This is a genomic window from Natrinema versiforme, assembly GCF_005576615.1.
Classification (GTDB): Archaea; Halobacteriota; Halobacteria; order Halobacteriales; family Natrialbaceae; genus Natrinema; species Natrinema versiforme_A.
Window position 1 is genome coordinate 3,338,158 of the sequence record NZ_CP040330.1, and the last position, 22,303, is coordinate 3,360,460.

28 protein-coding genes are annotated in these 22,303 nt (G+C 44.3%); 7 read left to right on the plus strand and 21 right to left on the minus strand.

Features of this window, described 5'->3' with window-relative positions; genetic code table 11:
- Positions 1-186: 186 nt before the first annotated feature.
- The 3 genes from FEJ81_RS16580 to FEJ81_RS16590 form a co-directional block, all read right to left on the minus strand.
- On the minus strand, positions 187-756 hold the full coding sequence (locus FEJ81_RS16580; protein ID WP_138246330.1) for a hypothetical protein: 570 nt from the start codon (positions 754-756) through the stop codon (positions 187-189).
- Positions 757-901: 145 nt separating this feature from the next.
- The gene (locus tag FEJ81_RS16585) at positions 902-1,315 is read right to left on the minus strand and encodes a hypothetical protein (protein WP_138246331.1); all 414 of its coding nucleotides are present in this window, start codon (positions 1,313-1,315) and stop codon (positions 902-904) included.
- Positions 1,312-1,704 (minus strand): hypothetical protein, encoded by a 393-nt coding sequence (locus FEJ81_RS16590; protein ID WP_138246332.1) that lies wholly within the window; start codon positions 1,702-1,704, stop codon positions 1,312-1,314. Before FEJ81_RS16590 ends, FEJ81_RS16585 begins: the two co-directional genes overlap by 4 nt.
- Positions 1,705-1,780: 76 nt before the next feature.
- Here FEJ81_RS16590 and FEJ81_RS16595 point away from each other — a divergent pair, with 76 nt between their 5' ends.
- Entirely contained in the window at positions 1,781-2,131 is a 351-nt protein-coding gene (locus FEJ81_RS16595) for a hypothetical protein (RefSeq protein WP_138246333.1), read from the plus strand.
- Between the two features lie 490 nt (positions 2,132-2,621).
- Here FEJ81_RS16595 and FEJ81_RS16600 read toward each other — a convergent pair whose 3' ends face one another.
- Together FEJ81_RS16600 and FEJ81_RS16605 are read right to left on the minus strand one after the other, a co-directional pair.
- Positions 2,622-3,014, minus strand: coding sequence for a hypothetical protein (locus tag FEJ81_RS16600; RefSeq protein ID WP_138246334.1), 393 nt, complete (start codon positions 3,012-3,014; stop codon positions 2,622-2,624).
- A gap of 296 nt (positions 3,015-3,310) precedes the next feature.
- Entirely contained in the window at positions 3,311-3,802 is a 492-nt protein-coding gene (locus tag FEJ81_RS16605; protein ID WP_138246335.1) for a hypothetical protein, read from the minus strand.
- Between the two features lie 97 nt (positions 3,803-3,899).
- Between FEJ81_RS16605 and FEJ81_RS16610 the strand changes: the two genes are divergently transcribed.
- The 4 genes from FEJ81_RS16610 (at position 3,900) to FEJ81_RS16625 (ending at position 8,013) form a co-directional block, all read left to right on the plus strand.
- Positions 3,900-4,439, plus strand: coding sequence for a hypothetical protein (locus tag FEJ81_RS16610; protein WP_138246336.1), 540 nt, complete (start codon positions 3,900-3,902; stop codon positions 4,437-4,439).
- A 547-nt stretch (positions 4,440-4,986) separates the two neighbouring features.
- Entirely contained in the window at positions 4,987-5,697 is a 711-nt protein-coding gene (locus FEJ81_RS16615) for a hypothetical protein (RefSeq protein ID WP_138246337.1), read from the plus strand.
- Positions 5,690-6,679 carry a hypothetical protein gene (locus FEJ81_RS16620; RefSeq protein ID WP_138246338.1) on the plus strand — a complete coding sequence of 330 codons (990 nt, stop codon included), beginning with the start codon at positions 5,690-5,692 and terminating at the stop codon, positions 6,677-6,679. Before FEJ81_RS16615 ends, FEJ81_RS16620 begins: the two co-directional genes overlap by 8 nt.
- 2 nt (positions 6,680-6,681) lie before the next feature.
- Positions 6,682-8,013: a helix-hairpin-helix domain-containing protein gene (locus FEJ81_RS16625; protein ID WP_138246339.1), complete on the plus strand. Its 1,332-nt coding sequence runs from the start codon at positions 6,682-6,684 to the stop codon at positions 8,011-8,013.
- An 8-nt stretch (positions 8,014-8,021) separates the two neighbouring features.
- On the opposite strand, the gene FEJ81_RS16630 is transcribed toward FEJ81_RS16625, so the two are convergent.
- The 4 genes from FEJ81_RS16630 to FEJ81_RS16645 form a co-directional block, all read right to left on the minus strand.
- On the minus strand, positions 8,022-8,240 hold the full coding sequence (locus FEJ81_RS16630; RefSeq protein WP_138246340.1) for a hypothetical protein: 219 nt from the start codon (positions 8,238-8,240) through the stop codon (positions 8,022-8,024).
- Positions 8,241-8,386: 146 nt separating this feature from the next.
- On the minus strand, positions 8,387-9,736 hold the full coding sequence (locus tag FEJ81_RS16635; protein ID WP_138246341.1) for a PKD domain-containing protein: 1,350 nt from the start codon (positions 9,734-9,736) through the stop codon (positions 8,387-8,389).
- Positions 9,737-9,764: 28 nt separating this feature from the next.
- A complete protein-coding gene (locus FEJ81_RS16640) occupies positions 9,765-10,346 on the minus strand; it encodes a carboxypeptidase-like regulatory domain-containing protein (protein WP_138246342.1) in 582 nt (193 codons plus the stop codon).
- Between the two features lie 53 nt (positions 10,347-10,399).
- Positions 10,400-11,965 carry a PEGA domain-containing protein gene (locus FEJ81_RS16645; RefSeq protein ID WP_205522420.1) on the minus strand — a complete coding sequence of 522 codons (1,566 nt, stop codon included), beginning with the start codon at positions 11,963-11,965 and terminating at the stop codon, positions 10,400-10,402.
- Positions 11,966-12,219: 254 nt separating this feature from the next.
- Between FEJ81_RS16645 and FEJ81_RS16650 the strand changes: the two genes are divergently transcribed.
- Positions 12,220-12,552, plus strand: coding sequence for a hypothetical protein (locus FEJ81_RS16650; protein ID WP_138246344.1), 333 nt, complete (start codon positions 12,220-12,222; stop codon positions 12,550-12,552).
- A 142-nt stretch (positions 12,553-12,694) separates the two neighbouring features.
- Here FEJ81_RS16650 and FEJ81_RS16655 read toward each other — a convergent pair whose 3' ends face one another.
- From FEJ81_RS16655 to FEJ81_RS16710, 12 genes are all read right to left on the minus strand, one after another.
- Positions 12,695-12,907, minus strand: coding sequence for a hypothetical protein (locus FEJ81_RS16655; RefSeq protein ID WP_138246345.1), 213 nt, complete (start codon positions 12,905-12,907; stop codon positions 12,695-12,697).
- Positions 12,908-12,911: 4 nt separating this feature from the next.
- The gene (locus FEJ81_RS16660) at positions 12,912-13,148 is read right to left on the minus strand and encodes a hypothetical protein (protein ID WP_138246346.1); all 237 of its coding nucleotides are present in this window, start codon (positions 13,146-13,148) and stop codon (positions 12,912-12,914) included.
- A 25-nt stretch (positions 13,149-13,173) separates the two neighbouring features.
- On the minus strand, positions 13,174-13,353 hold the full coding sequence (locus tag FEJ81_RS16665; RefSeq protein ID WP_138246347.1) for a hypothetical protein: 180 nt from the start codon (positions 13,351-13,353) through the stop codon (positions 13,174-13,176).
- A gap of 430 nt (positions 13,354-13,783) precedes the next feature.
- Entirely contained in the window at positions 13,784-14,002 is a 219-nt protein-coding gene (locus FEJ81_RS16670) for a hypothetical protein (protein ID WP_138246348.1), read from the minus strand.
- Between the two features lie 61 nt (positions 14,003-14,063).
- The gene (locus FEJ81_RS16675) at positions 14,064-14,312 is read right to left on the minus strand and encodes a hypothetical protein (RefSeq protein WP_138246349.1); all 249 of its coding nucleotides are present in this window, start codon (positions 14,310-14,312) and stop codon (positions 14,064-14,066) included.
- A gap of 39 nt (positions 14,313-14,351) precedes the next feature.
- A complete protein-coding gene (locus FEJ81_RS16680; RefSeq protein ID WP_138246350.1) occupies positions 14,352-14,846 on the minus strand; it encodes a metal-dependent hydrolase in 495 nt (164 codons plus the stop codon).
- A 402-nt stretch (positions 14,847-15,248) separates the two neighbouring features.
- Positions 15,249-16,586, minus strand: coding sequence for a hypothetical protein (locus tag FEJ81_RS16685; RefSeq protein WP_138246351.1), 1,338 nt, complete (start codon positions 16,584-16,586; stop codon positions 15,249-15,251).
- Between the two features lie 101 nt (positions 16,587-16,687).
- Positions 16,688-17,503 (minus strand): hypothetical protein, encoded by an 816-nt coding sequence (locus FEJ81_RS16690; RefSeq protein WP_138246352.1) that lies wholly within the window; start codon positions 17,501-17,503, stop codon positions 16,688-16,690.
- 38 nt (positions 17,504-17,541) lie between these two features.
- The gene (locus FEJ81_RS16695) at positions 17,542-19,107 is read right to left on the minus strand and encodes a hypothetical protein (protein ID WP_138246353.1); all 1,566 of its coding nucleotides are present in this window, start codon (positions 19,105-19,107) and stop codon (positions 17,542-17,544) included.
- On the minus strand, positions 19,104-20,711 hold the full coding sequence (locus tag FEJ81_RS16700; RefSeq protein ID WP_138246354.1) for a hypothetical protein: 1,608 nt from the start codon (positions 20,709-20,711) through the stop codon (positions 19,104-19,106). Before FEJ81_RS16700 ends, FEJ81_RS16695 begins: the two co-directional genes overlap by 4 nt.
- Before the next feature lie 151 nt (positions 20,712-20,862).
- Positions 20,863-21,621 (minus strand): hypothetical protein, encoded by a 759-nt coding sequence (locus tag FEJ81_RS16705; protein ID WP_205522421.1) that lies wholly within the window; start codon positions 21,619-21,621, stop codon positions 20,863-20,865.
- Positions 21,622-21,680: 59 nt separating this feature from the next.
- Positions 21,681-21,875 carry a hypothetical protein gene (locus tag FEJ81_RS16710; protein WP_138246356.1) on the minus strand — a complete coding sequence of 65 codons (195 nt, stop codon included), beginning with the start codon at positions 21,873-21,875 and terminating at the stop codon, positions 21,681-21,683.
- A 137-nt stretch (positions 21,876-22,012) separates the two neighbouring features.
- Here FEJ81_RS16710 and FEJ81_RS16715 point away from each other — a divergent pair, with 137 nt between their 5' ends.
- Entirely contained in the window at positions 22,013-22,261 is a 249-nt protein-coding gene (locus FEJ81_RS16715; protein WP_138246357.1) for a hypothetical protein, read from the plus strand.
- The last annotated feature ends 42 nt before the right edge of the window (positions 22,262-22,303 follow it).

A 22,303-nucleotide genomic window follows, 5' to 3' on the forward strand; every position in this document is an offset into this window, starting at 1 on the left:
CGCCATCAGAATCACCCTCTTGCTCGAGGTCGTCTACAGTGACTAATCTGAGTTCGAATTCTTTCGAGCAGTTATCACAGCGGACAGACCCATGGCCACTATGGAATTCAGAGAAAGTCTCACCGCACTCTGGGCACTCGAATACAATATTAGTATATCCTGCGTCGTAGCAGATGATATTCTGTATCATGCTGAATCACCGTCATCTGTATCGACTTTTGTATGCGAATATTCTATACTATCATCTACTAGTCTAATATCCCAACCTCTACCATCATATTTTTCATACGCTTTATATACTACATGATTTCCAGAAGTTACTACATTATATATTATAGCAGGGTCCCCAGTCTTATCTTCAATTAAGACATCTCCTATACCATGTTCACAAGCAATATCTAGATTTGGGTTTAAATATGACTTAGAAATACCATCACAATATCTATCGATAATTTGCTCACATTCTGCAGTATCTACGTAACTAATATCCGAAGTACTCGGACTAAGATTCTCCCAAGCTCTGTGTTTTGCAAAGAGAGCATCCTTCTGACTATCCTGTAGTTGGGAGAGGTCAGTATCTCCGAATTCATCAGAGAGGTCTTCAAAAAACTCTCGGGCTTCCTCACCAAACAATTCGAGCCGAGGAGTAAGCTCGATTCCTGGACTACCAGTATCATCCTCACAGGTAGGACAGATACCACGCTCTGGGGTGAGGTACTTGTACTCACCACAGTTGGGGCAGTCACCGAATCTCATGCGGAATCACCCTCGTTCTGAGAGTCATCGTCCATATTGTGTTGGCCTCTCACGTATCCGTGTTCGTAGCCAGAATAGTACGCTGATTTAGTACTAACGATAAATAATATTACATAGAGAGCAGCAAAGAATATTTCTAATCCAGTCATTGTGAATCACCCTCGTTAGAGTCAACCTCGAACGCATGCATCCCTGACCGTATCTTATCAGGGTCTCCGCCCGTTACTTCCGCAATCTCTTCTGGAGATGGTGAATCATCTAATTCATCAACTTGCTCAGATAGGTTCTCAAGTCGTTCTAATATTCTGAACGTATCTTTAGCGATATCCTTTCGAATCGATGCATGCAGGGCTATGTTAAAGAAGAATACATATCCTATTAGACTCGTGATAAACACCGAGAGTGCTGGCACTACACCGTATAGTTCATAGACTATAGCCACACCACCGATACCGAACAACAATAAGGATAATATTGCTAACCCGAAGTATGTGACTATCACCCAACTAGATTCATCGATAAAATCCAAAAAGCCCTCTCTATCAAAATCGAACTTCATTGTGAATCACCCTCGTTAGAGTCAGATACACGGTACTCGGACTCCACGGTATCTTCGTAATCTAAATCATCAAGTCCAAACTTACGACGATGCTCTTCCCAAGCCTTTTTCTTAAACTCTAAGAAAGCATCCTCCATCCTACGTTTCCGAGCATAGATTTCTTCTATTTTCTCGTCAATGTCAACCTCCTCTTCTGGACAGTTCTGGATTTCCTGTAGGTGTTCTCGACGTTTCATCTCACCCTTAAGTAAATCAGAAGCAAGACCGCTAAGATTGATGTTCTCCTCGTCGGCCCATTCAGTGACTTCTACAGGGATGTAGATAGAGCGGCGTACTTTCTGTTCATCAGTCGATGCATCATCAGAATCTGTGGGTTGTTCATTTCCCATATATTATTAATATTATTACTACCCTAAATAAATTATAGTTAGTATGAAATATAGGGTTAGATGACAATATGATACCATGGACGAAATCATTGAGAAGTATGAAGAAAAGATAGATGAAGACTATGAGTTCCGAGAGGTGAAGCCCGTCCGAACAGGATTATTCTATGTCTGGAGTGATGAGGATGCAGAGACCCACATCGTATCCCCGATAGACGACGAGGATACCTATTATACAGTTCGCAAGGATGTTATCTGCAACTGTGATGATTATGATGGGTCCTGTGTGCATCGAGAAGCTGTCCAAGAGGCCATAGCCCGTCAGGATAGCATCGACGGTGATGACCCTGCGACACGGGCTAATATTCGCAAGGCACAGTACTCGCTCAGACAGATATCTGAAATCAGTAATAGAAAAGTAGAGCTGTGATGTCTATATGTTGTAATCTTTCTCAGGGTCAATTCGGAAATATGGTTCCCGCTCGTCGTAATCCTTCATCTCGTTATCTACACTCAAACTGAAAGAGAACCCTCCAGTGAATACGTCCCACGGAACATCCTGTGTTTGGCAAGCATCGATAGCTCGCTTGAGTTCAGCTTTTGTATGTGGTACTGTATTTACGATTTCTTGACTCTCCGTGTGGACGATTACGATATAGTCATTCGGGACAACTTCCTTTTGTTCTGTGAGCTGCTGGTTCGTTGCGTTAGAACGCATAACTCCTGTATACGTCTGCTTTAGTCTATATCCGCATTCGGAACAGCCAGACACAATATTGCGATGGCCGTGGTGACTATATTGGTCGGCTTGTGTAGAGTGTTCTATCTCTTCAACCTCGTTTTGACAATATGGGCAGACAATATCTTCCGTCATAAGACCCGTCCAGAGAATCGAACTCTGGATTAGCACCAGCAAGGGTTTATTCGCCAACAATCTGTGCATCAGACACGTCTACGTACGTTTGGGATTCGTCAAACTCAGGTCGTCCTGCCCAACTACTCCACCCAGCATCAACATCAGTGTATAGCGTGTAATCCTGTGTTATCTGCTCGATTACGTTATCTGGGACTTCGCTGAGGTTGTCGTCATTTGGATAGTACTTTTTACCATTGGATACGTATACTACGCCATCTTCCTCTGGTTCACCGCGTACAGAATCTGCAGAACAAACTTTCTGAAACCTGTATTGATTATACGTGTGATTGTCAGCCAGTGTACGGGCGCATACGAGTTCGCCGATTCCTACCTCAGCTACGGTTTCGATTGGTTCTGTGTTGCTATCATAGTCGGAGGTTGTCTTTTGAGTTGTCATCTTACACTCATACATAGGGACACCAACCCCTTATATCTATCCCAAATACGAAACAATAAAATAAAACTCGGAAGATTAAGCCACAAATCGGTATTCATACGGATTCGGTCCTGCTGTATTTGGCTCATCGCGTTCTCTAACATCTATAACATCTATCTTGACCATACTATCCAAATCGCGGTGGATAGTACTATCACTTAACTTAGTGTTCTCTTCTACTTCTGCTCGAGTAAACCACTCTCCGCTATTCGCCTGTAGATATTCCACGAGAAGCGCTGTCGTGGTTATCTGACCAGTCATACGCGACCACCTGATATTAGCTGGATATCGAATGTCACATCGTGTAATCCCGTATCTCTAATTTGCTCAAATTCGCACTCCGTGAAATTCTTCTTGTAATAATCTAGATTAGTGCTAACCGATATAGTTCGCCCGCGCCATGTTGCGTTATAAAAATTATACTGGCCTTTCAGGAACCCTGCTTCTCCGTTCGTCTTATCATCGACTTCTTCAGGGAGGAGCGTTGTCTTGATGAAATTCCCTACCTGTATGATTTCGTAACTACAGACATAATTATCATTGACACGCACACGTGTGTCCGTATCGTGTTTAGTGTGTACATATCGCTCGCCATCAGTTTCCCATAGCGTATGGACGTTAGTACCACCTGAACGTGCGCTAAACAGGCATTCCCATTCCTCTATCTGATGAGGATACAAACGGGTATTCGGTGCTATTGTCTTAGAATCTATACTGCAAGTCATGGGGTTTGTATTTGCTTTTCCCATATTATTACATACTCTTGCACCCATAAATAATTATCCCAGATACGATACATATCATATTTGGGATAGACATTTGGGGTGGGCTCCCGTATACATTTATATGACAGAAAAACAATATGGATTAGAACATAAGATAGGTCAGACCTGGAAAGACTACGGCGGAGAGGGTTACGATTACCACGCTACTGTAGCAGTTCGAGACAAGGATACAGGGCTTCAACAAGAGTACTATCAACGCAATGCGTTTGATATCGGTTTTACACAGGCACTCAAGGGTATAGATAGCGTCTCTATGAGCCTTGACGAGGACGAGTGGTTAGACCTCCACGTCACAGTTCAACGGACGTGGGAACCTGAGCAGGATTCGATTGAACAGAAAGGCGTCCTTCGTGACGAAGAAGGATTAGACGGGCGAGAAATTGAATTTGTGATTTGGGATGTAGAGCACGAGCGATTAGAAGAAGGAGAGGAATACGTACTCCGCTCAGTCGTCACAGGGGAGTTTGACGGAGACCTCTATGTCTCACTCAATAGCGCCACTGAGGTCGAGCATTGGGATGAGGACATGCAAGCGTTCGATGAAGCTGCTCGAGCGTACTTGAGGGAGGAAGGACCAGTTCCCACGCACGTTCGAACGTGATTACTCTTGCTGGTGCTAATCAATCGGTTCGATTCCGATACAGGGCCTTATGGATATACAAGATATGTACCCAGACCGAAATACAGTAGCGAAAGTAGATAGCAGCATTGGAGTCGTAGAACTCAAAGAACATCCTGATAGCAACATCGTCTCTAAAGCCCTAGATTGGACTGCAGGTGGACGACGGCGAATACTACGAATTAATGGGAGTAGTAGCGTCGTGCACACGTGGGGAGACATCGAAAAGGAGTGCAGCAAGGCAGGTGTGCCCAACGTGGTTGTACGGCAACTAAAGAGACAAGCTCCTGAAGACCTCGATGCATAGGACTGCTTCTTCTTATCACCACATTCAGTTACCATTCCAGCCAAATTGAAGAATTTACTTTGGTAGCATATCCTGCAACTATAGTGGGCAAATATCTTCGGACGTGGTTAGAAAAGGACCAAACAGACCCTTCTGGAAGGTTCAATAGTATATTTGAACTTTCACAGTATACTTATAGTAGGGATATCTCTATCCGTGTAGATAGCATGATGGGCAACTAATATGATTGCGTCACCACCATTTTCAGATAACATTTCAAGGATTCATTTTGATGATTTAGAAGCTTCTGAACTAGTGGAATTACTGGATAAATCTGAATACAAACGCGGAGACGCATACGGGTTTTCTCTTGAAGAATCGGAGCCAAGTTTGATATCCGCCCACTTGATGCTCACCAGTCCCGAAATCAGGCAGGTCTTCGATGAAGATACGCAATCCGTTGAGGAGCAGCAGATAGATACTGTGGAGATGATTCCCTTCCGTATTGACACCAAATACAGTCTCCTCGAGATTTTCTCTAGCAAAGACAGCGTGTCAACCGTAACTAATAAACTGGGACAGCTTACCAATTGGGACATCACAATTGAAAACGCCGCGTTGGACTTGCTATCTGTGCGGGACAGCATCAGTGAAGAGTACAGGACGGAGATACAGTCCATGAAGATATCTAACTATTCCGTTTCTGATTCCGCCATAGGGAGTTGTAGATTGAAGATGAATGGACCAGGTGCGGGGGAACAACTTGTAGAAGAATACAATGAGGACATCACGTACCTTGGACTCGAGGTCAGGTCCCAGAGTGACACGGTGACTCTTGGCCTATACGAAAGCGGCTCTATTCAAGTCTACAATAACATGGACGGTCTCAGTGGGTTGGTTGACACAATTAAACAATCGATGGTAGAGGAAACACCAATGGTGAAAGATGCCTGAAGACGGGAATGAGCATGGGGAAGTCGCAAACAAACGGCTTCTTGCTCTCTTTGAGAACTTAGGGTGGACCCGACAAGGGAAGGCTAATTTAGATATCCCTTGCACTTCAGGAATTCATCGTGATAGGAATAATGACCACGGTGTAGATGGTTATATGACCTACGATGACCCATTTCGTTCACTGGAACGAGGAGTGTTCATTGAGTCAAAATTCCGCCAATGGGAGAGCGTCAGAGAATCCAACCTAGATGATTACATGAAACAGGTCCTAGGAACGATGGAGTGTGCTCCCGAGGCTGACGAATTTCAAACTCGGTTGAATTTCCACGAAGATAGAAACTGGGATGCAGGAATTATTGGAGTCTGGTCAGAGGATGAATTTCATCGCTCTGAATTCCAGGATGAGTTATCTGGTGTTAATGTCCGTGGTAAAGAGAGAGGAACATATGAGATAGCAGTCTTGGGGAATTACCACCTCAACCGTCTGTCTCATTTAGCTAGCGAATATAATGGCATAAAGAAAGAATATAATTCTGAAGGTGATAGACTCTACTTCTACTATCCATCTATGATTGATAAGCCGTATCCAACTGAACAAAATGCGCTATCTCTAGAATACGCACTATCAGACATAATATTTGCTCGGTTGGAGGCTCCTTATACAGTAAGAGGAGAAGTTGATGGTCGAGACGAGTACAATATCATCTTCTATTTCGGAACAGTATCTGTCGATTCACTACGAATACTGTTCAATCTGTTAGTTGAATACAATATGCTTGATTCTAAGGAAGTCTGGATATATCATGATATGATGTGCCATGATGGAGATATGCAAGATTTAGAAACCGCAAAATCGCAATTCAAGCGGAATGTAGTTCCAGACGAGGAAGATAGTTCAAAAGAAGAGGTACCAAAATTCAGATTCTATCGAATGACAGAGGCCAGCTTTGATAGTTATACAGACAGATTGATGGAGGAATAACCATGGTTAGAGATACAATTGAAGAATATCCGACTGTTAAGGATATTGAAGTTGCAATGAAAAAGATTGGACGGTTGGATACTCAAGAGTTTATCAGAGATAATAGTTCGCTATTTATCCACACTAAAAGCGAGACCAACGTAACAAACACTGGGAAACATCTACTCTATGATTTAGATAGCCTAGTTGAGTTGAAGAAAGAATTAGATGGCCAAAATCGGAAAGAGAAATCGACTGCATTTGTTGTTGAAACCCCTGCTTCACTCAATGAGCTAGAAGGTGATTTGAGAGAACTGAAAAAAGAAGATGAAGTATTTCATGAAGACAGTGGTCTCACAATCACTAGAACACAGAGAACTGACCATGAAATCAAGGTGAAGGTAGATTATGTTCATCGGAAGGAGTCAAACCGTAATCTTCTGAATGCCATAGATAGGTCTGCGACTTTTAGTATGACAGATACCCATGAGGATGATATATTCAAAGTTACACAAGATTTCTACAATGCAGACCAGTTCAGCGCGGTAAAGACCTTCTTTGAGGATTGGGACCGAAGAAGACAGATAAACGGTGACTCAAAAGTAGCTCGTGCAGATATCCGTCTAACAGAGATAGGAAATATGTCGGACCGTGTGGACTTTGTTGATGATTTTCTTGATTACGAACCTGGGAACTGGGACACCCGTAACGTCTGTCATCTTGGGGTTCGACAAGCAGACAGCGATGATGATGGAATCGAAGAGGTTAGTGACGGTGGAGTTGAGGAATTTGAGGATTTAGAAGATAAAAGTGAATTAGAGGAACAGATAGACCAGCAACTAAGTAATATCTCTCAACTCGCCCTAGATGGTGATAGTCTAAGGACTAATCCTATTGTGAAAAAGTGTCTCAAAAATAACTTCTATTTTGACTCTGCGAATATCTATTGTGTAGACCCTGATAACGCAAAAGGAGTAGAAATACAGCTAAAATTCAAGGAGAAAGGGAGAAACGCGTTTGACCTGACAATTGAAACAGAATATGAGGTTCATGATGGGGACCGAGAGGATGATGACTTTTCCCCCAGCTTTAGACACAAAACCCGCAAGGAATTCAGGGATGCTGTAGTTGACCTGTTTAGCCAATACAAGAATATGCCTCACTTGATGAAGGAGGCAGGGAAATCGTATGGGCTCGAGGACCTACCTGAAGTTGGACCTACTAAAGCTGAAAACTTCGAAAACGCTGGATATGATACTGTAGCAAAAGTATTGAATGCATCTGTGGAAGACCTCGAGAAAGTTGATGAAGTTGGGGAGACAACTGCAAAGATAATCCTCGGTAAAGAAGCTTGACACGATAATCAGATTTCCTCCAGCATCTCGTTCAAATCTCCACCAGAAGCTAGTGTGTATGCCCAGCTGACGAGAACTCCCATAGCAACGGCTAACCCGATGAAAGATACGAACCAGTGACTGCCCAATGTGTGGATAGCATCTACTATCGGCGCACCAGTGATGAGCGAAAACGAGATGATGGTTAGGAATGTTGCGAGTACACTAAGCGGGATTACTATTTTCATATCATATGTTTCGAATAGAATCCTAAATTTGTATCTCTCAACGCGAGTTGAGATAGACCACAATGATGGTTGCGATGATAGCTAGATAGACGAACCCGATGATGGCCAAGGTCTCGAGTGGTATCAGTGGGATACTCTCAAGCGGATTAATCATCATCGTCATCACCCGCACCTACGCGTAGACGGCTGATTTCTTCTTCTCCGCCAAATGGGAGGAGCCGCCACAGGAAGGACCCAGTGAGATAGAGCGTGATAACCACAGCTGCACCGACAACCAGAGTCAGCCCACCAAGGACAGCTCCAGCCGTAGCTAGTAGAGATTCAGCGCCCGATACAGGCCCCTGAATGATGTCCGTGATGTAAGATAGCCAGTCCCCTAGTCCTCCGCTTGGTACGCCACCAGTGCCGCTTCCTATGACCCCATCATTCTCCTCGAGTCGGAGTTGTACTTCCTGTACTTTGTCTGTCGCGTTAATCGAATCTACTGCATCATACTGGATTCCACTGTCTTGATATTCTGCAGTGATAGTCCATTGCCCTTCGGGGACTCGGAATTGTACTTCTGACCCTGTTTTCTCTAAGCTCAATATCTCCACAGTAGCGTTGATGGATTCGTTGTCTTCATTTACGGAGGTCACAGTCAAATCTGTGAACTTGATAACTCCGCTGCTGGACCAGTAGTCATCTTGCAATTGATAGATGGCCTCTATCTCCTCGCTGCTCCCATCATTCCATGTATACCCATTTGCAGGAGTCACGAGAACGTTGACACTGTACTCGCCCGCTGCATCGAACGTGTGATTGAGCGTTTGGCTATTCGTTCCTACTTCTTCATTGTTGACGAGCCATTGGAAATCCACCGTGGAGGAATTAGCGCCCTCAAGCTCTGCTCTGAATGTTGCGTCCTGGCCCTCAACAATCTCGTCGTCATCTACAACCACGTTGACCGTAGGGCGGTCTATTGTCTCGGTCTCGTCGCCCGTGGAATCGGAATCATCTGAGAAGGTGTACGGGTCACTGGATGTCCCATCGTAGTCTGCAGCGGTTACATTGAGATTATCCTGAGAGAGGTAATTCAGCGATGTTGTAGACCCCGCCTCGAAGACACCCATATCTACATCGGAACTAGGATTATCTGAGTCAGGTATCCTAATTACACCCTCTGTGGGCGTTACAGAACCATCCTCATGAGTTTCATAAGGAATCTCTATCGAATAGTTACCATTCGCATCAGTTGTGGTCGTCCATTCTCCGTGAGAACTATATTGCTGTCCTAAATGGACCTCGCCGAATTCGATGTATGAGTCCGTGTACTGCTCAAACTTCACTTCTGTGTGTGGAATCGGGTCGCCATTTGAATCTGTTAGTTGGCTCTCAAACGTCTGTGTGGTATTGGTCTCTTGTGCTAACGCTGTAAGTGAACCAACTCCCAGAAGCATCACCGTCCCGACGAGGACGAGTAATCCATATAGAGCTAGTTCTGCATATCTATTCATATATTATTCAACTATCTAGAACACTAAATTAGTATCGTGCAGATATCATATCTGCGGGAAGGAAGGACTGGAACCACGTAGGAGTGGAAGAGAATTCGAATTCTGTAACAGAATCCACACCATTGCTTGAATCATCTGAGTCGTACCGATAATCAGCTATCCATGTGAGGTCTGATTCAGACTCCATAGAGGTTGCTTGGAAACTACCGACAACCTCCTCACCACCTTCTATATTGATTAGCACAATACCCTCATTGATTTCGCAATTCGACCCTGTACACTCGTATGGTATATCGATTGAGAAGGCCCCGTTACTATCAGTAGTCGTGGACCACTCGTATCCGTTGTAATCCTCGTAGAAGATTTCTTGATTAGTACCCAATCCTGCTATCTCGTAGTCCCGAAACGTAACACGAGCGTCCACGACAGGGTTACCATCTGAATCTACTATCTGGTCATCAAATGTGTGCATCTCTGCATCCTCATAGTACCCTGTATCTTGAGCTACAGCAATCCCACCAATCCCCAACAGGTTGACTATAATCGAGCCCAGGATAACCGCGATTGTGAGTTGAATGATTCTCCAGATTGCATTCTTTATACTTATCATACCTAATAATTAGTCTAGAAGGTTAAATTATTTCGTATCAAAAAGGCTAATAACTAGGGTTCGACGCCACCACTACCTCCCGACGGCCAGAAGAAAACAAAGACCAGGAGGAGGACAACGACTACGATAGCAGGTGCAGCGCCCAAGAGAGCATCTATGATGTCTCCGTACCCACTACCATCGCTACCTCCTGTACCAGCGACCTCCTCATCGCCATTTGGTTCTTCCTCGAGAGTGAGCTCAAGAGTCTTATCTGTCCCGTCGATAGTCACGGTCTTGCCCACAGTGCTATACCCATCAGCAGATGCCTCAATAGCGTACTCACCATCTTCCAGTGTGAAGGAAGTAGTGTTGCCCGTCTGCTCTTGGCCATCTACTGTGACGGTTGTTTCGAGGGGATTGTCGTCAGTGTCCACGGTAGAGACCTCGAGTATGTATGTGACAACCTGGAGGTCCTGAGCGACTAACTGTGCCTCTCGGTCGTTATCTGTGAGGATAGGATATCCATCATTTGTTGCGTAATTCTCCTCTGCTGTGATGGTCTCCCATACACTCGAGAAATCAAGGAACATATTGTCAGCAGCAGATGTGCCCGTCATCTCATCGGTTGTTAGCCCTTTAGCGTCATCCGAATCTACATTAACCACATTTGAATCATAGTATGTATATATGACCGAGCCAGCTTTATCTCCGACAATAGGTCCTATTTGACCTGAATCAGATGCTGTAACATCGCCTGCAAAATACGAATGAGCCACGGTACCACCGTCATTCAGACCAGTAAAGCCACCAGCATCAATATTTGATGTAATACTTGCGAAACTGTATGAATTCTTAATTGTGTTCGTGTTGACGCCTGCAACACTACCAGCTGTAGCATAATCGCCTGTCGCTGTGACTTCACCCGTCACAGAGACAGAACTAATTTCGCCTGCATTCTTTCCAGCAATAGCTCCAACTTCACCACCTGTAATGTCTACATTCTTCAAATTTAGACTCGTTATCTGGCCATCGTTTGTCGTCACAAGCCCAACTCCAAATTCGTTCGGTTGATTAATATATAGACCGTTAATTGTGTGTCCATTACCATCAATAACGCCAACATCAGAACCGCTAAACTCAATCGGTTTAAATCCTTTATAGATTTTCTCACTTGTTGTGTATTCAATTTCGATTTCTGCAGATGCTGACTCTTCCACCTCAATTGTGCCGTTTTCCGCATCGACAATGGATGCGTTTAACTCAGTGCCTGAGTCTGTATCAGTTACGGATGTGAGTTCAGAAATTGGCGCGTATGTTAATTCGTACGTTCCCACATCTGTACCACTATACTCACCGATTTGTTCCGTGAAATTCTCTTGTGGATGCCAAGTCTCCGTAGAGTTTGTATCAATATCATTCCCGAGAACGTAATGCGATGACGTATTAGCATTCACTGCCTGTAACTCATATACATCTGTAATCACGTAGGGGTCGTCTTCTGTCCCACTACCATCCATATTTTCGAGAATGGTCGTTGTATCTGATGGAGCTGTGCTATAATCTGATTCTTGTGCGAGTGCTGTACCACTAATACCTGCGACCATAGCACTCGAGACCAGCAAGAGCGCCATGACCATGGTTCTAAAATTTTGTACCATATTGAATATATAAACTATACAATACTAAATGTCTACCGCCCGTATGCGTGTGAAAGGATGTAGAGAATAGAAGCGGGAGATGGAATGACTCCCCGATACGGTATTCTCCTGATGGAATCTACAGGGTTGCAATCATCACCCTGTGTATATTACACTGTTCTAAAAGAGTAAATAAATTTCCTCGATTAGGTAGAATGCTAGAATCTATACGACAGGGTTCCTGAGTCACAAGTATGCGCGAATGGCAAGAGGACAATGACTTCGTGATGGAGTTTCTAGAATCTAAAGACACTATCCTAGAGGTGCAGGTAGATACAGAGTATTTCATATATCTAATAGAAACGGGGGTTACTGATGCAGACAATATCATACTCTCCTTGGAATATGATGAGAAAAATTGTCACGTAGTATTTGATGGGGAGACAGGCGATGTGCTGCAGAAGATGATAGACGATGCTATGGACTCCACCAACTCTGAATGCCTTAGAATCAGGGATAACACGACGGATAGAGTGGATATGGATTTGGATTTAGAGGACTACACACTGGTTGACGACTATCTGTGACCCCTCTCTTTCGTGTGGAATTCACACACTATACAAACTTCACGTGATTACGGTAGATTGATAACATATCTACGGAACCTGCGAAATGGGTGTGTGCCAGATAGCTGGGACATCACACACCCCCACTGTCAGAGGCACGGTCCTAATCAGAGGATGCAGCACACTCGGTGCAGATGAATTGATTTCCTGGATGCTCTAATTCCTGCTCACAGCGAAGACACACATCATGCTCTCCATAGTGGTCCAGAAATCCATACTGCATCCCCTCAGGGAACCATACGTCGCACTTAGTTACTGGACAGTGTAACTCACCATCTCGCTCCTCGAGCAGGCCGATAATCTCGTCTGTGGTCATCATATTACATCCCGTCAGGATGAGTCTCGCGGTCGATATGCAAGCCATCATCATCGCAAAGAATCCAGTACATATGCTCAGGTTCGCCATCCTCATCTTGATAAAGTCCTAACCAAAGTGTATCTGCATCCATCCGCTCGATATGTATCGTATCAACGTCGTGAGCTACATCGATATCCTCAGACGGGTTTATCGTATCAGTCTCGTAATCTCGTTCCTCGCAATCATCGTTTGAGGTCATAGTCACAGTACGTAGTGTTGGGCATTCATTCTTTGCCCTCTACTGGAATAGCCTCAAGCTCGTAGACCTCCTCACACGAGTTGCATTGTACGGTGTTATCGGTTTCATCACGGGCATCGTCTAAATCCCCATGTGGATACACCTCGCCGTCACAATCATCATTAGGACACGCTAGGGCGAAGTCATCCCAGTACCAGATATCCATACGATGTTCACCACATCTGAATGTTAGAATCCTGGGGTCAACGAGCAGTCCATATCTACTGGCTATATTATATACGGGTCTTTGACCATCCCCCTTAGGGGGTGGGGGGATGGTGAATAACCCGCTATAGTAATAGTGGACAGAATTACCACGAATCCATAGTAACTCAGAAGTCGAATATGGACTACCCGTTCATACAGAACAATAACGGTGTGCTATAGCGAATCCAGTTTTCTCGAGAGCAGTAATTTTTCTCTCTTACCCCATCTCCCTCAGATTCAAAATAGATAGCTGAGAACAGGTGTATTTCGGAAGGTCTCCACCCACCCACGACTTAGGCATCGCTACTAGGTTGATTAGCAATCAGTCTTCGTTGGCCCACCCATGCTCAAGTCACGATGTGAGACGAGAGATAGTAGCAGAGCAAGAATCAATCGAAGAAATCTTCTCCTTCGTCCTTAGCCACATCTACATAATCTGATGCTAGTCCAGAGTACAACTTCGACGCTACCCAGAGAACGAATAGCGTTGCCAGTATCATTATTCCAGAACTCTCTGCTGCTGCTTGAGCTCCACCACTTAATCTGATAATCGTAGACAATACGAATGCTCCCAGAAGAGCCATGCCGATTGTTTTCAGTGTTCCCATAGTATAAATATGTAAAGAAGATGTTAAATGTGTTGTCACCAAAATCAGCAGTCTACGATTGTTAGAACCATTCTGGCTCGAGGTACCAGTATGGGCTATCACGTATGTGTCTCAGGAGTCCAAGCTTAGCAAGGGAGTTGAAGGTGTGTTTGATGGTATCTTCTGAAATATCCTTGTCTATGGCTTGCTGCATATCATGTGTAGTCCACCGTATCCTGTCTTGTTTCACAAGCTGTTCGAATACCAAATCACGGTTAGTTGGAGTCACGTACGAGACCTCATCAGTCTCTGCCCCTGCGTGCGTACTCATATAATATGTTTTGTATTTTAATGCTATTAATCTATGGAATTAAATACCCACGAAGAAGTAATAATAGATTGCGACGATAGTACCCACTATACCGATGACGTAGAAGAGCCAGTTCCATAGTTTTGAGTTTGAACTAATATCACCAGAATATTGCTTTTCTGAAACGGGGGCTAGTGGTTTCACCCCCATAGGTGTGTGACTGTCGAGGAAGATATGTGTGATAATAATAACGAACCCGATGAAGAATAAATAGACAGGTGGGATACTAGCTCCTATTGCCGCTAGTGTTGGAGACATCTTCAATCCGATAATGAAGAAGATAGCTCCGAATATGAGAGCAAACCAGAACGTGTGTGAAAATCCTCGGTGGGTGGCCAGAGGAAAGGATTGGTCTTCATCAGGAACCATCACAAGCGGTATACCCAATATATACCCGATGACAGATACACGAAACAGTCCTTGGGGCAGGAGGAAGAGAAAAGATATCGCTGTCCAGACTAGCAAATACCCTCCTGTATGCCCTGATTTGTGCATCGTATCACCGTGTAACCCGTTTAAGCATATAGCACCGCTGTGGAGAGCGTTCTAATTCTACGATGAGGTCTTCCTCCTCGAGAGCAGAAACGAGGTTCAGTGCCTTGCTCTTAGTCCAGTCAAATTTCCCAGCTATCTGGTCAACTGTTGCTGTCCCGACTCTGTGCAAATACATCAGAATCAATTTGCATCCGTCCGTCTGTGCACGCGTAAGTAAATCAGATAATTTCATACACACCTCATAATTAAATATCAAATCCTAAATGTGTATCGCGTCAGATGAGAATTCACAGTTCTCATCACCTCCCACTCTATGAGGGCATATAGTGGGGGATATGGGGGGGTGCGCATCTAGTATTGGAAATAACAAATACTGAGTGCAGAGACATAATTCAACCTTATTTATACCCTAGAGTCTTCAGGATTTAGATTGCTGAGTTTGTTATAGTTTTCCAAGTTCTCAATATCCAACAGTTGGTTCCGAATGAGTCTCTGGAATAATGTGAGAGTTGCCTCATAATCTCTATAGAGTTCATCATTAGTAATCTTCAGGTTGTCTCCATGAATAACATATTGGCGGGAATAGGAATAGAAATATTCGTGCGTATAATTCACCTCTTCTTCATCAGAATCAAGGTTCAGAATGGAGAATAGCTTTTGAACGCATTTCGACCAAACCCCTACTGTATTGTTATTACCATCAGATGCTTGCGAATAGGATGTGTCATATGTTCCAGAGAACTCTGCAAGGTCTTCCGTCTCCACACAGAGTTTATTTACAAGATATCCGATTCGGTTTCTAGTCTTATAGTAGCCTGGTCCGTGGTCTGAGTGACGTTTAGCAAAAAGTTCAGTCCCACTACAAATAGAGGCCATCTTCGTATCTAGTGTACGCGTAGCATTGAGTGCGTCAAGATACCAACTAATAACCATATGGAGACGATAGGGTTCTCGATTATCTAGGTAGTCGTCATAGGCCTCATCCAAGTAATCTCGCAAGTCCGCATAAATGAAGTTTGAGTCTGTGAACGCGCAACCAATACTTCTGCGATACTTCGTGAACCATTCTTCATATCTTTCGCTGTATTCGTCACCGTCTACAGCCGTAACTCGGGCACGGAAAGGAGTTGGCTCAACCCCTTGAATAAATGATGTGAGTTCCACGACCTCCTGAATTTGCTCGAGAGCCTTTTCTACTTGTCTTGATGGTGGTCCATTCACCTCCTGTCTGACTTCGATGGTGGCGGTTCTCAACGGTCGTTTGAATTCCTTGATGAGACCGACCCTTGTTTCTCTGTCATCTAGTGATTCCCCATATATTGACCAGTCATCTCGTTCTAATAGTGGGAGTTCTTCAACACTGTCAATGAAAGGGTTAGAGGGAAGAAAACATAACACATCGATTTCTACGGTGACTTCTTCATTGACAATTGCATTTCCTCCAGAAGAATCAATTATAATTTCTGAGGGGCTGATACTACTTGCATAGAATTTACTAGGTTCTCCCGCAACAAATCGTCCTGACTCACTGACTGAGCATTTTAACAGTTCGACCTGAGTATTAGAATTCTTCTTCCCTTCAAAATCGTATAGGTCGTTCTCTATTGGGCCATCTACTTGAACCATCTCTGGCAGGGTAGCCTCAATAGAACCACTTTCGGTTAACCGAATATCTACATCCGCTTTGACGCCAAAAATATCGACTTCAACCGTTTCTTCGATTATTGACTCAGAGAACATCTGTTGGTTAGGCTCTGTTACTCACCCATCATAGGTGTACCGTCAGTGATTGCTCCCGATAAAGTAGCCTGCTGAGGATACACTAACTCTTGTGTGCGAGGTTAACTCCACCCCTCAAGTTTCTCTTCTTCAGAATCAGGTACTAACGTCTCTACAGGTTTGTCTCTCTTCTTACCACGCTTCAAAGCCTCCTCAAAGTTCATTCCTTGTTCAACCTCTATTCCTTTTCGAGAGGTGATGTGACGTGAGTGTTCTTCGTCTATGATATCGGCGTACGTAACGTAGATATCAATACTGATTTCATCAGCCCCCCATTCCTCAATCATCTGGTTAATAGCACCAGTGAAATCTACAGTCATACTGGGTCCTCGAGAGGCGATTTCTTGCTTAAGTTGGCCTTCGAAACGTATCGAATCTTCCTTCGCTTCAAGTCCATTTTCAAGTGGTGAAGGGTCGGAACCAGTCTCAATATGAACAGGGTCATGTACACCTGCCACATCGACTTTCGCCGTTCGAGGAGCTCTACTTAGAGGAGATTTGACTGGACCGATAACAAAGTCGAGAACATGCATAGAGAAGGGAATCCAATATCCTTTATTATTCTTGAAAAATGGATAACACTGTATACCCAACTTGCGTGCGCGACCTTCGCCCACATTAGATAGTGTTATTCTTGCTGAATTTCCAACAGCATCCAAATCACCATCTGCCTTTATCTCAGGTTGATGTTCAGCTGCCATCAGGCGGTTTTGAGATTCCATTATCGTGGTCTGCCTATCTTGTATCTCAGTCTGCTTCTTTTGGGATTTATACATGTAGTAGTACAAGACCACGAGAAATCCATAGAGACCGACTTGGAGAAGGTTAGTGACGGAGAGGTCAACCGAAATAGATTGCAAGGGCGTGACCACAGTCATACACGACACCCAGACAGTGTGGAATTATAAACACTAGGTCAAGCATCCAATTTAGACTTGAGTCGCTGATAGTCCCTGTCACCGAGTAACTGTTCCAATTGCTCGAATTCATCCACATCTTCTTCTGTGAATCTAGTCCGTTCAGTTACCTTGGTCCAGTACTTCTCGGGGACTTGCTCAAGGAGGTCTTCATCATCAGTAGTTTCCTCGGAGGCCTCATCATGCTCGACACGACCTCGAGAATCGTCTGTTGTGTTCTGAGGAGTAGGGTTCTCGTCTATAGTTTCCTTTTCCTCAGCATCCTCCTGTAGCTCCTCAGTAGATTCTTGTGCAGCTTCTTCCTCTGCTTCCTTTCTAACCTGCTCAGCTAGCTCTGGCTCGACCTCTGGAGCGGGTGGGAGTGGAAGAGGCTCGTATTCGTCTTCGGTGTCTCGAATCTCACCAAGGACATCCTCGTCAACATACTCCTCGTATGGAGTATCAAGCAACTCGTGTGGGTATACATCCTCGTGGGGCTCTTCTTGGTGCTTGTGTGAGTCACAGAAGAATTCCTTCTCTTCTCCGTATTCTGTTTCGACAATTGACCCACAGCGTTCTCCTTCTTTATTTTCCCCGAAGCAAACGCTGGTCTGCCCATCAGACCATTCCCACTCTGTCTCATCCTCAGTATCAGGGACTAATGTTGTAGGCACGGGGATTGCCCTGAGTGTCTTCATGTGTTCTTTTGGCTCTCCGTTATCTTCGAGACCTTCGTAGATTTCAGCGGTCTTCCGTCCTGTCTTGTGTACGTAGACGCAAAGTTGTCTAACCCATCTGTGAACGTCCTTTGGCACGTGGCCAATGATGATGTAGTTGCCACCTTTCTTACGAAGGAACGTCACGAGTGGGAAGAATTGATTCTGGACCTTTTGAGCATCTCCCCCAGTACCTGAAGCGTGCTTGTTGGCTTCATCGAAGACAAAGAAGAACACCTTGTTAGGATTGCTCTCTATCCACTCATCGAGCTCGTCCATCGACCCGACATGGACGGTGTTACTGACTCCTTTGACATTAGTGAGAACTACGCCATCCTCATTCATGAACAGCCAAAGTTCGGCAATCAGAAACGCCAAGAAAGTCTTTCCCTTCCCCTGGATACCAGTCATATAAATCTGGGTCACATCCTCCAGAGCAGTCGAGTCTGCAAAATCCATCAACCATTTCACTAGCTTCAGATTCTTAGCAGATGGTTTTTCGGCAGTAGATGTGATGTATTTTGTAATCTTCCATCTGCTACTACTATATGCTTCATCTGTAATATTGATGGTAGTATGCTTCTTAACAATGCTTTTGTATTGTTTTGTGTTCTCGAATATCTTATCGGTCCCGAGCCAATCTTTCTGATTTTCCCATGACCGCTTAGCATCCGATAAATGCCGTATGACGGTTTCATCTCGAATCTTCACGGCGAACTCATAGATGTCATTTTCCTTCGCTTCAACTTCATCTCGTAGATAAGACATTGACCGTCCTAAACCACCACTGCCGCCGCTCTCCTTAGACATTCCGAGCATTGGCATCGCCATGAACAAAACCAGCAAGAGATTGTGTATATCGTCTATCATTGTGTATCACCATCTTCATCGATAATTTCCTCTACAGATTCGAAGTCAGGTTTGTACTTCTCATCGTCATCACCATCATGTTCTTCTTCTATCTCATCATAACCTAATTCTTCTAAACTCTGGAATCCGCCTTCCACCTTCTCGTCTAATCTATCTTCTAGAGCTTGACGTACTTTACCAAGACCTTCATAGCCCTCATCTTCTAGAGCTTGCGTTTTTGCTGCAGATATCTTTTCTGCGGTATCTTTCACGTCATCTGCATAATTTAGCTTTATATAGCTAACTTTGTCTTTAGCTAGCTGTAGCTCACTCATCAATTTGTCAATTTTCCCTTGCCACGTCCTAATCTCCTTTGGGCTTATTTTCTCAACTCGCCCGTTCCAATTGACAACCGCAACATTTGCTTCCATGTAGTACTCCTTACATTCGAATTTATCTACACCAGGGATTGGTTGGTATAGCCACGATTTATCAACCTCCCTATACCCTTCTTCAGTCTCTAGGATAACATCTATTGACTCGAATCTCCCCTGGCTGAGTGCATACAAACCGCCTTTCCCGTTTTTAGGGTTTGTAGCGTCTATCACTTTCCTATCTTTTACGAGTAGGTATGATAGCGTCGTAGTCGCAAATATTAAAGACACTATGCTAGAATACAATATATACACTGTTGAATTCTCGAACCACTCTGGTATCAGTATATCAAACGAAAACATTGTCCAGAGATGGAATCCATCGAGAGATGGGTATGGTATCGCAGGACTGATTGTATGTGGTCCAGCGAGGGACATAATCTTGAATAAGTATAGGAATCCCCATACTGAGAATATTCCAATTACAATAGCTATGTTATAGTGTTTCAGCCTGATTGCTATAGTTTCGATATAATATTCTAATCCATCTTCTTTGCTGGATTCAAGGTGGTATTTTACCTTCCGCAATACCTGACTGCCTAAATCCATTCTATCAATTCTTGCTGCCCATTCTGTCGTTCTATTCTTAGATTTAACCAATCCTATTATGACTCCCGTGTTTACTAGAACAACCATAAACACAAGGAAAAATGGGTGTGGAATATCTGGAGCGTGATTAGGTGCCCACGCAAACCTATCCACGATATAGGTCGTTATATTTCCTTCATCCAGTTCTTCCCGCTCGTCAAAACTCAGATAGACAGAGACTGATGCTCCTGTCCTTATCATATCCATAGACGGTAGAACAACGCGTGTCACCTCGTCTGGAGCAAGTTCAAAATCCTTCTCAACTCGTTTTGAACCCGACCCATCATTGGCGGCCATCACCTGCGCTATATCGTCGCCCGTGTTATGGACGATAAAGACAGTCTCGGAATTGGTTACCTTATGTTCGTAGACATCGACCCCATCAGGCAATCTAAAATCAGGGTCATTATTCTCGACTATCTCACGGTTCTCTTCCCGTAGATTCGATTCTGAATCTCCACTATCTTCGTCACTACTGTTTTCACTGTCATCCTCTCCATCGCCACTATCCTCGTTATTACTGTCGTCTGATTCTGTGTCCTCTGAATCTGGCTGGTCACCAGATGGTGTATCAGGAGTCTCAGTCGTATCCTCCTGTGCCATTACACCTGTAGGGACAGCTACCAGCAGGAGTAGTAGAAGCACAAAGAGAGGAAGAAGTTTCTTGCACTTACTTTTCATTTATACTACAAACTATCCACTAAGATGTTAAATTATTGTCGTTTAAATAAGGGAGAATGAAATGCTACTTCCTTCAAGGCTGCGGGTCATCTCGAGCAGCACTGCCTATCGCCATGAGCCCGTATACGATGATGAGCACAAGGACAACTACGATGATACCAGCAACCACAACACCGTATTCCGTAACGAGGTCTGTCCATGTGCTACCTGCCGTATCTACAGTATTACCAACGACACCCTCATCTTCTTCTTCAAGAGTGAGTTCAACGGATTGGTCAGAGCCGTTCATATCCACAGTCTTAGAAGCTGTGTAAGTGACATTCTCACCGTCCTCATTCTCTTCGACGTATTCAGCAGAGATAGTGTATTCACCATCCTCAACATCATACTGGACGGATTCACCTGACTTGTTACCGTCGTCAAGGGTGAAGTCCGCCGTTACAGTTTCATTGTCAAGGGTAGCAGATGCCTCTAAGATATATGTTGGCTCCTCTACTGTGAGAGTGTTGTCTGAGATGTCCCAGTTAACTTGAGTTGCGCCATCCTCATGAGTGAAGTTCTTTGACTCAGTAGGGGCGTCACCATCTGTAGAGAGGTAGTAGTCACCAGATGCATGGCCTTGGAACGTGATTGTCCCATCAGACTCTACTGTATTTGTGTCGACCATGGAATCATCTGAAGCATCGTACAATTCTACTGTACCTTCATATGCTGTGCCGTTATCGGAGACCTCGACTGTGATGTCGCTAACATCACTATCTGTAGTATCGTCCTGAGCCATGCTCGGTACAGCAGCACCTGCCACTGCGACCATCATGAGCATCATTATCATTGTTATACGACCTGTGTTACCGCGAATCATTGATTTGATTTTGTTTACATTCATAGTTGTCACCTTGGTTCCTCGTAAGTTGTTTTTGAAGATTGATACAAACTGTATACGATGATGGTGGCGAAGAGTAGCCCCATCGACCCACCCACTATCGCTAGTGTTGAGCCTTGTAGGAGCAAGTCGAGACTAGTATTCACTGCAAGGAAGATAACCCCGACAAACCCCACCATCAGTATTGCATTTATTATTTTCATATCTTTGCAAGTAGATATTTATCTTTAAACCCTAAATTTGTTAGTGTAGTAATCAGACAGAGGACACTAATCTAGTTCTATTTATGAGTCAGCAAAATCCAAACATTGAATGCTAGTCTCATTCTCCTGGGCGGTGTATGCCCCAAGAAATCGAGAAGGAGCTCCGATGGGTCAAAGAAGCACTGGCTCTTGCAGAAGAGTCTGATATCGATACGCCCGAGAACAGCAATGCAGTCCATCAGCAGGTTGTTCCAGCAGAGCACCAGCACCTCCTCTCGTGGTCTGAGGATAGGCTCCGTACTCATCGAGACCGCCTCACCCGTGATATTCGTGATGCACAGATTACGTACGAAGAACCAGAGCACATCGTTGGAGGTGACCACTGAGATGCAATCCGTAGAGTGTCCTCACTGTGGAGAGCATACGGG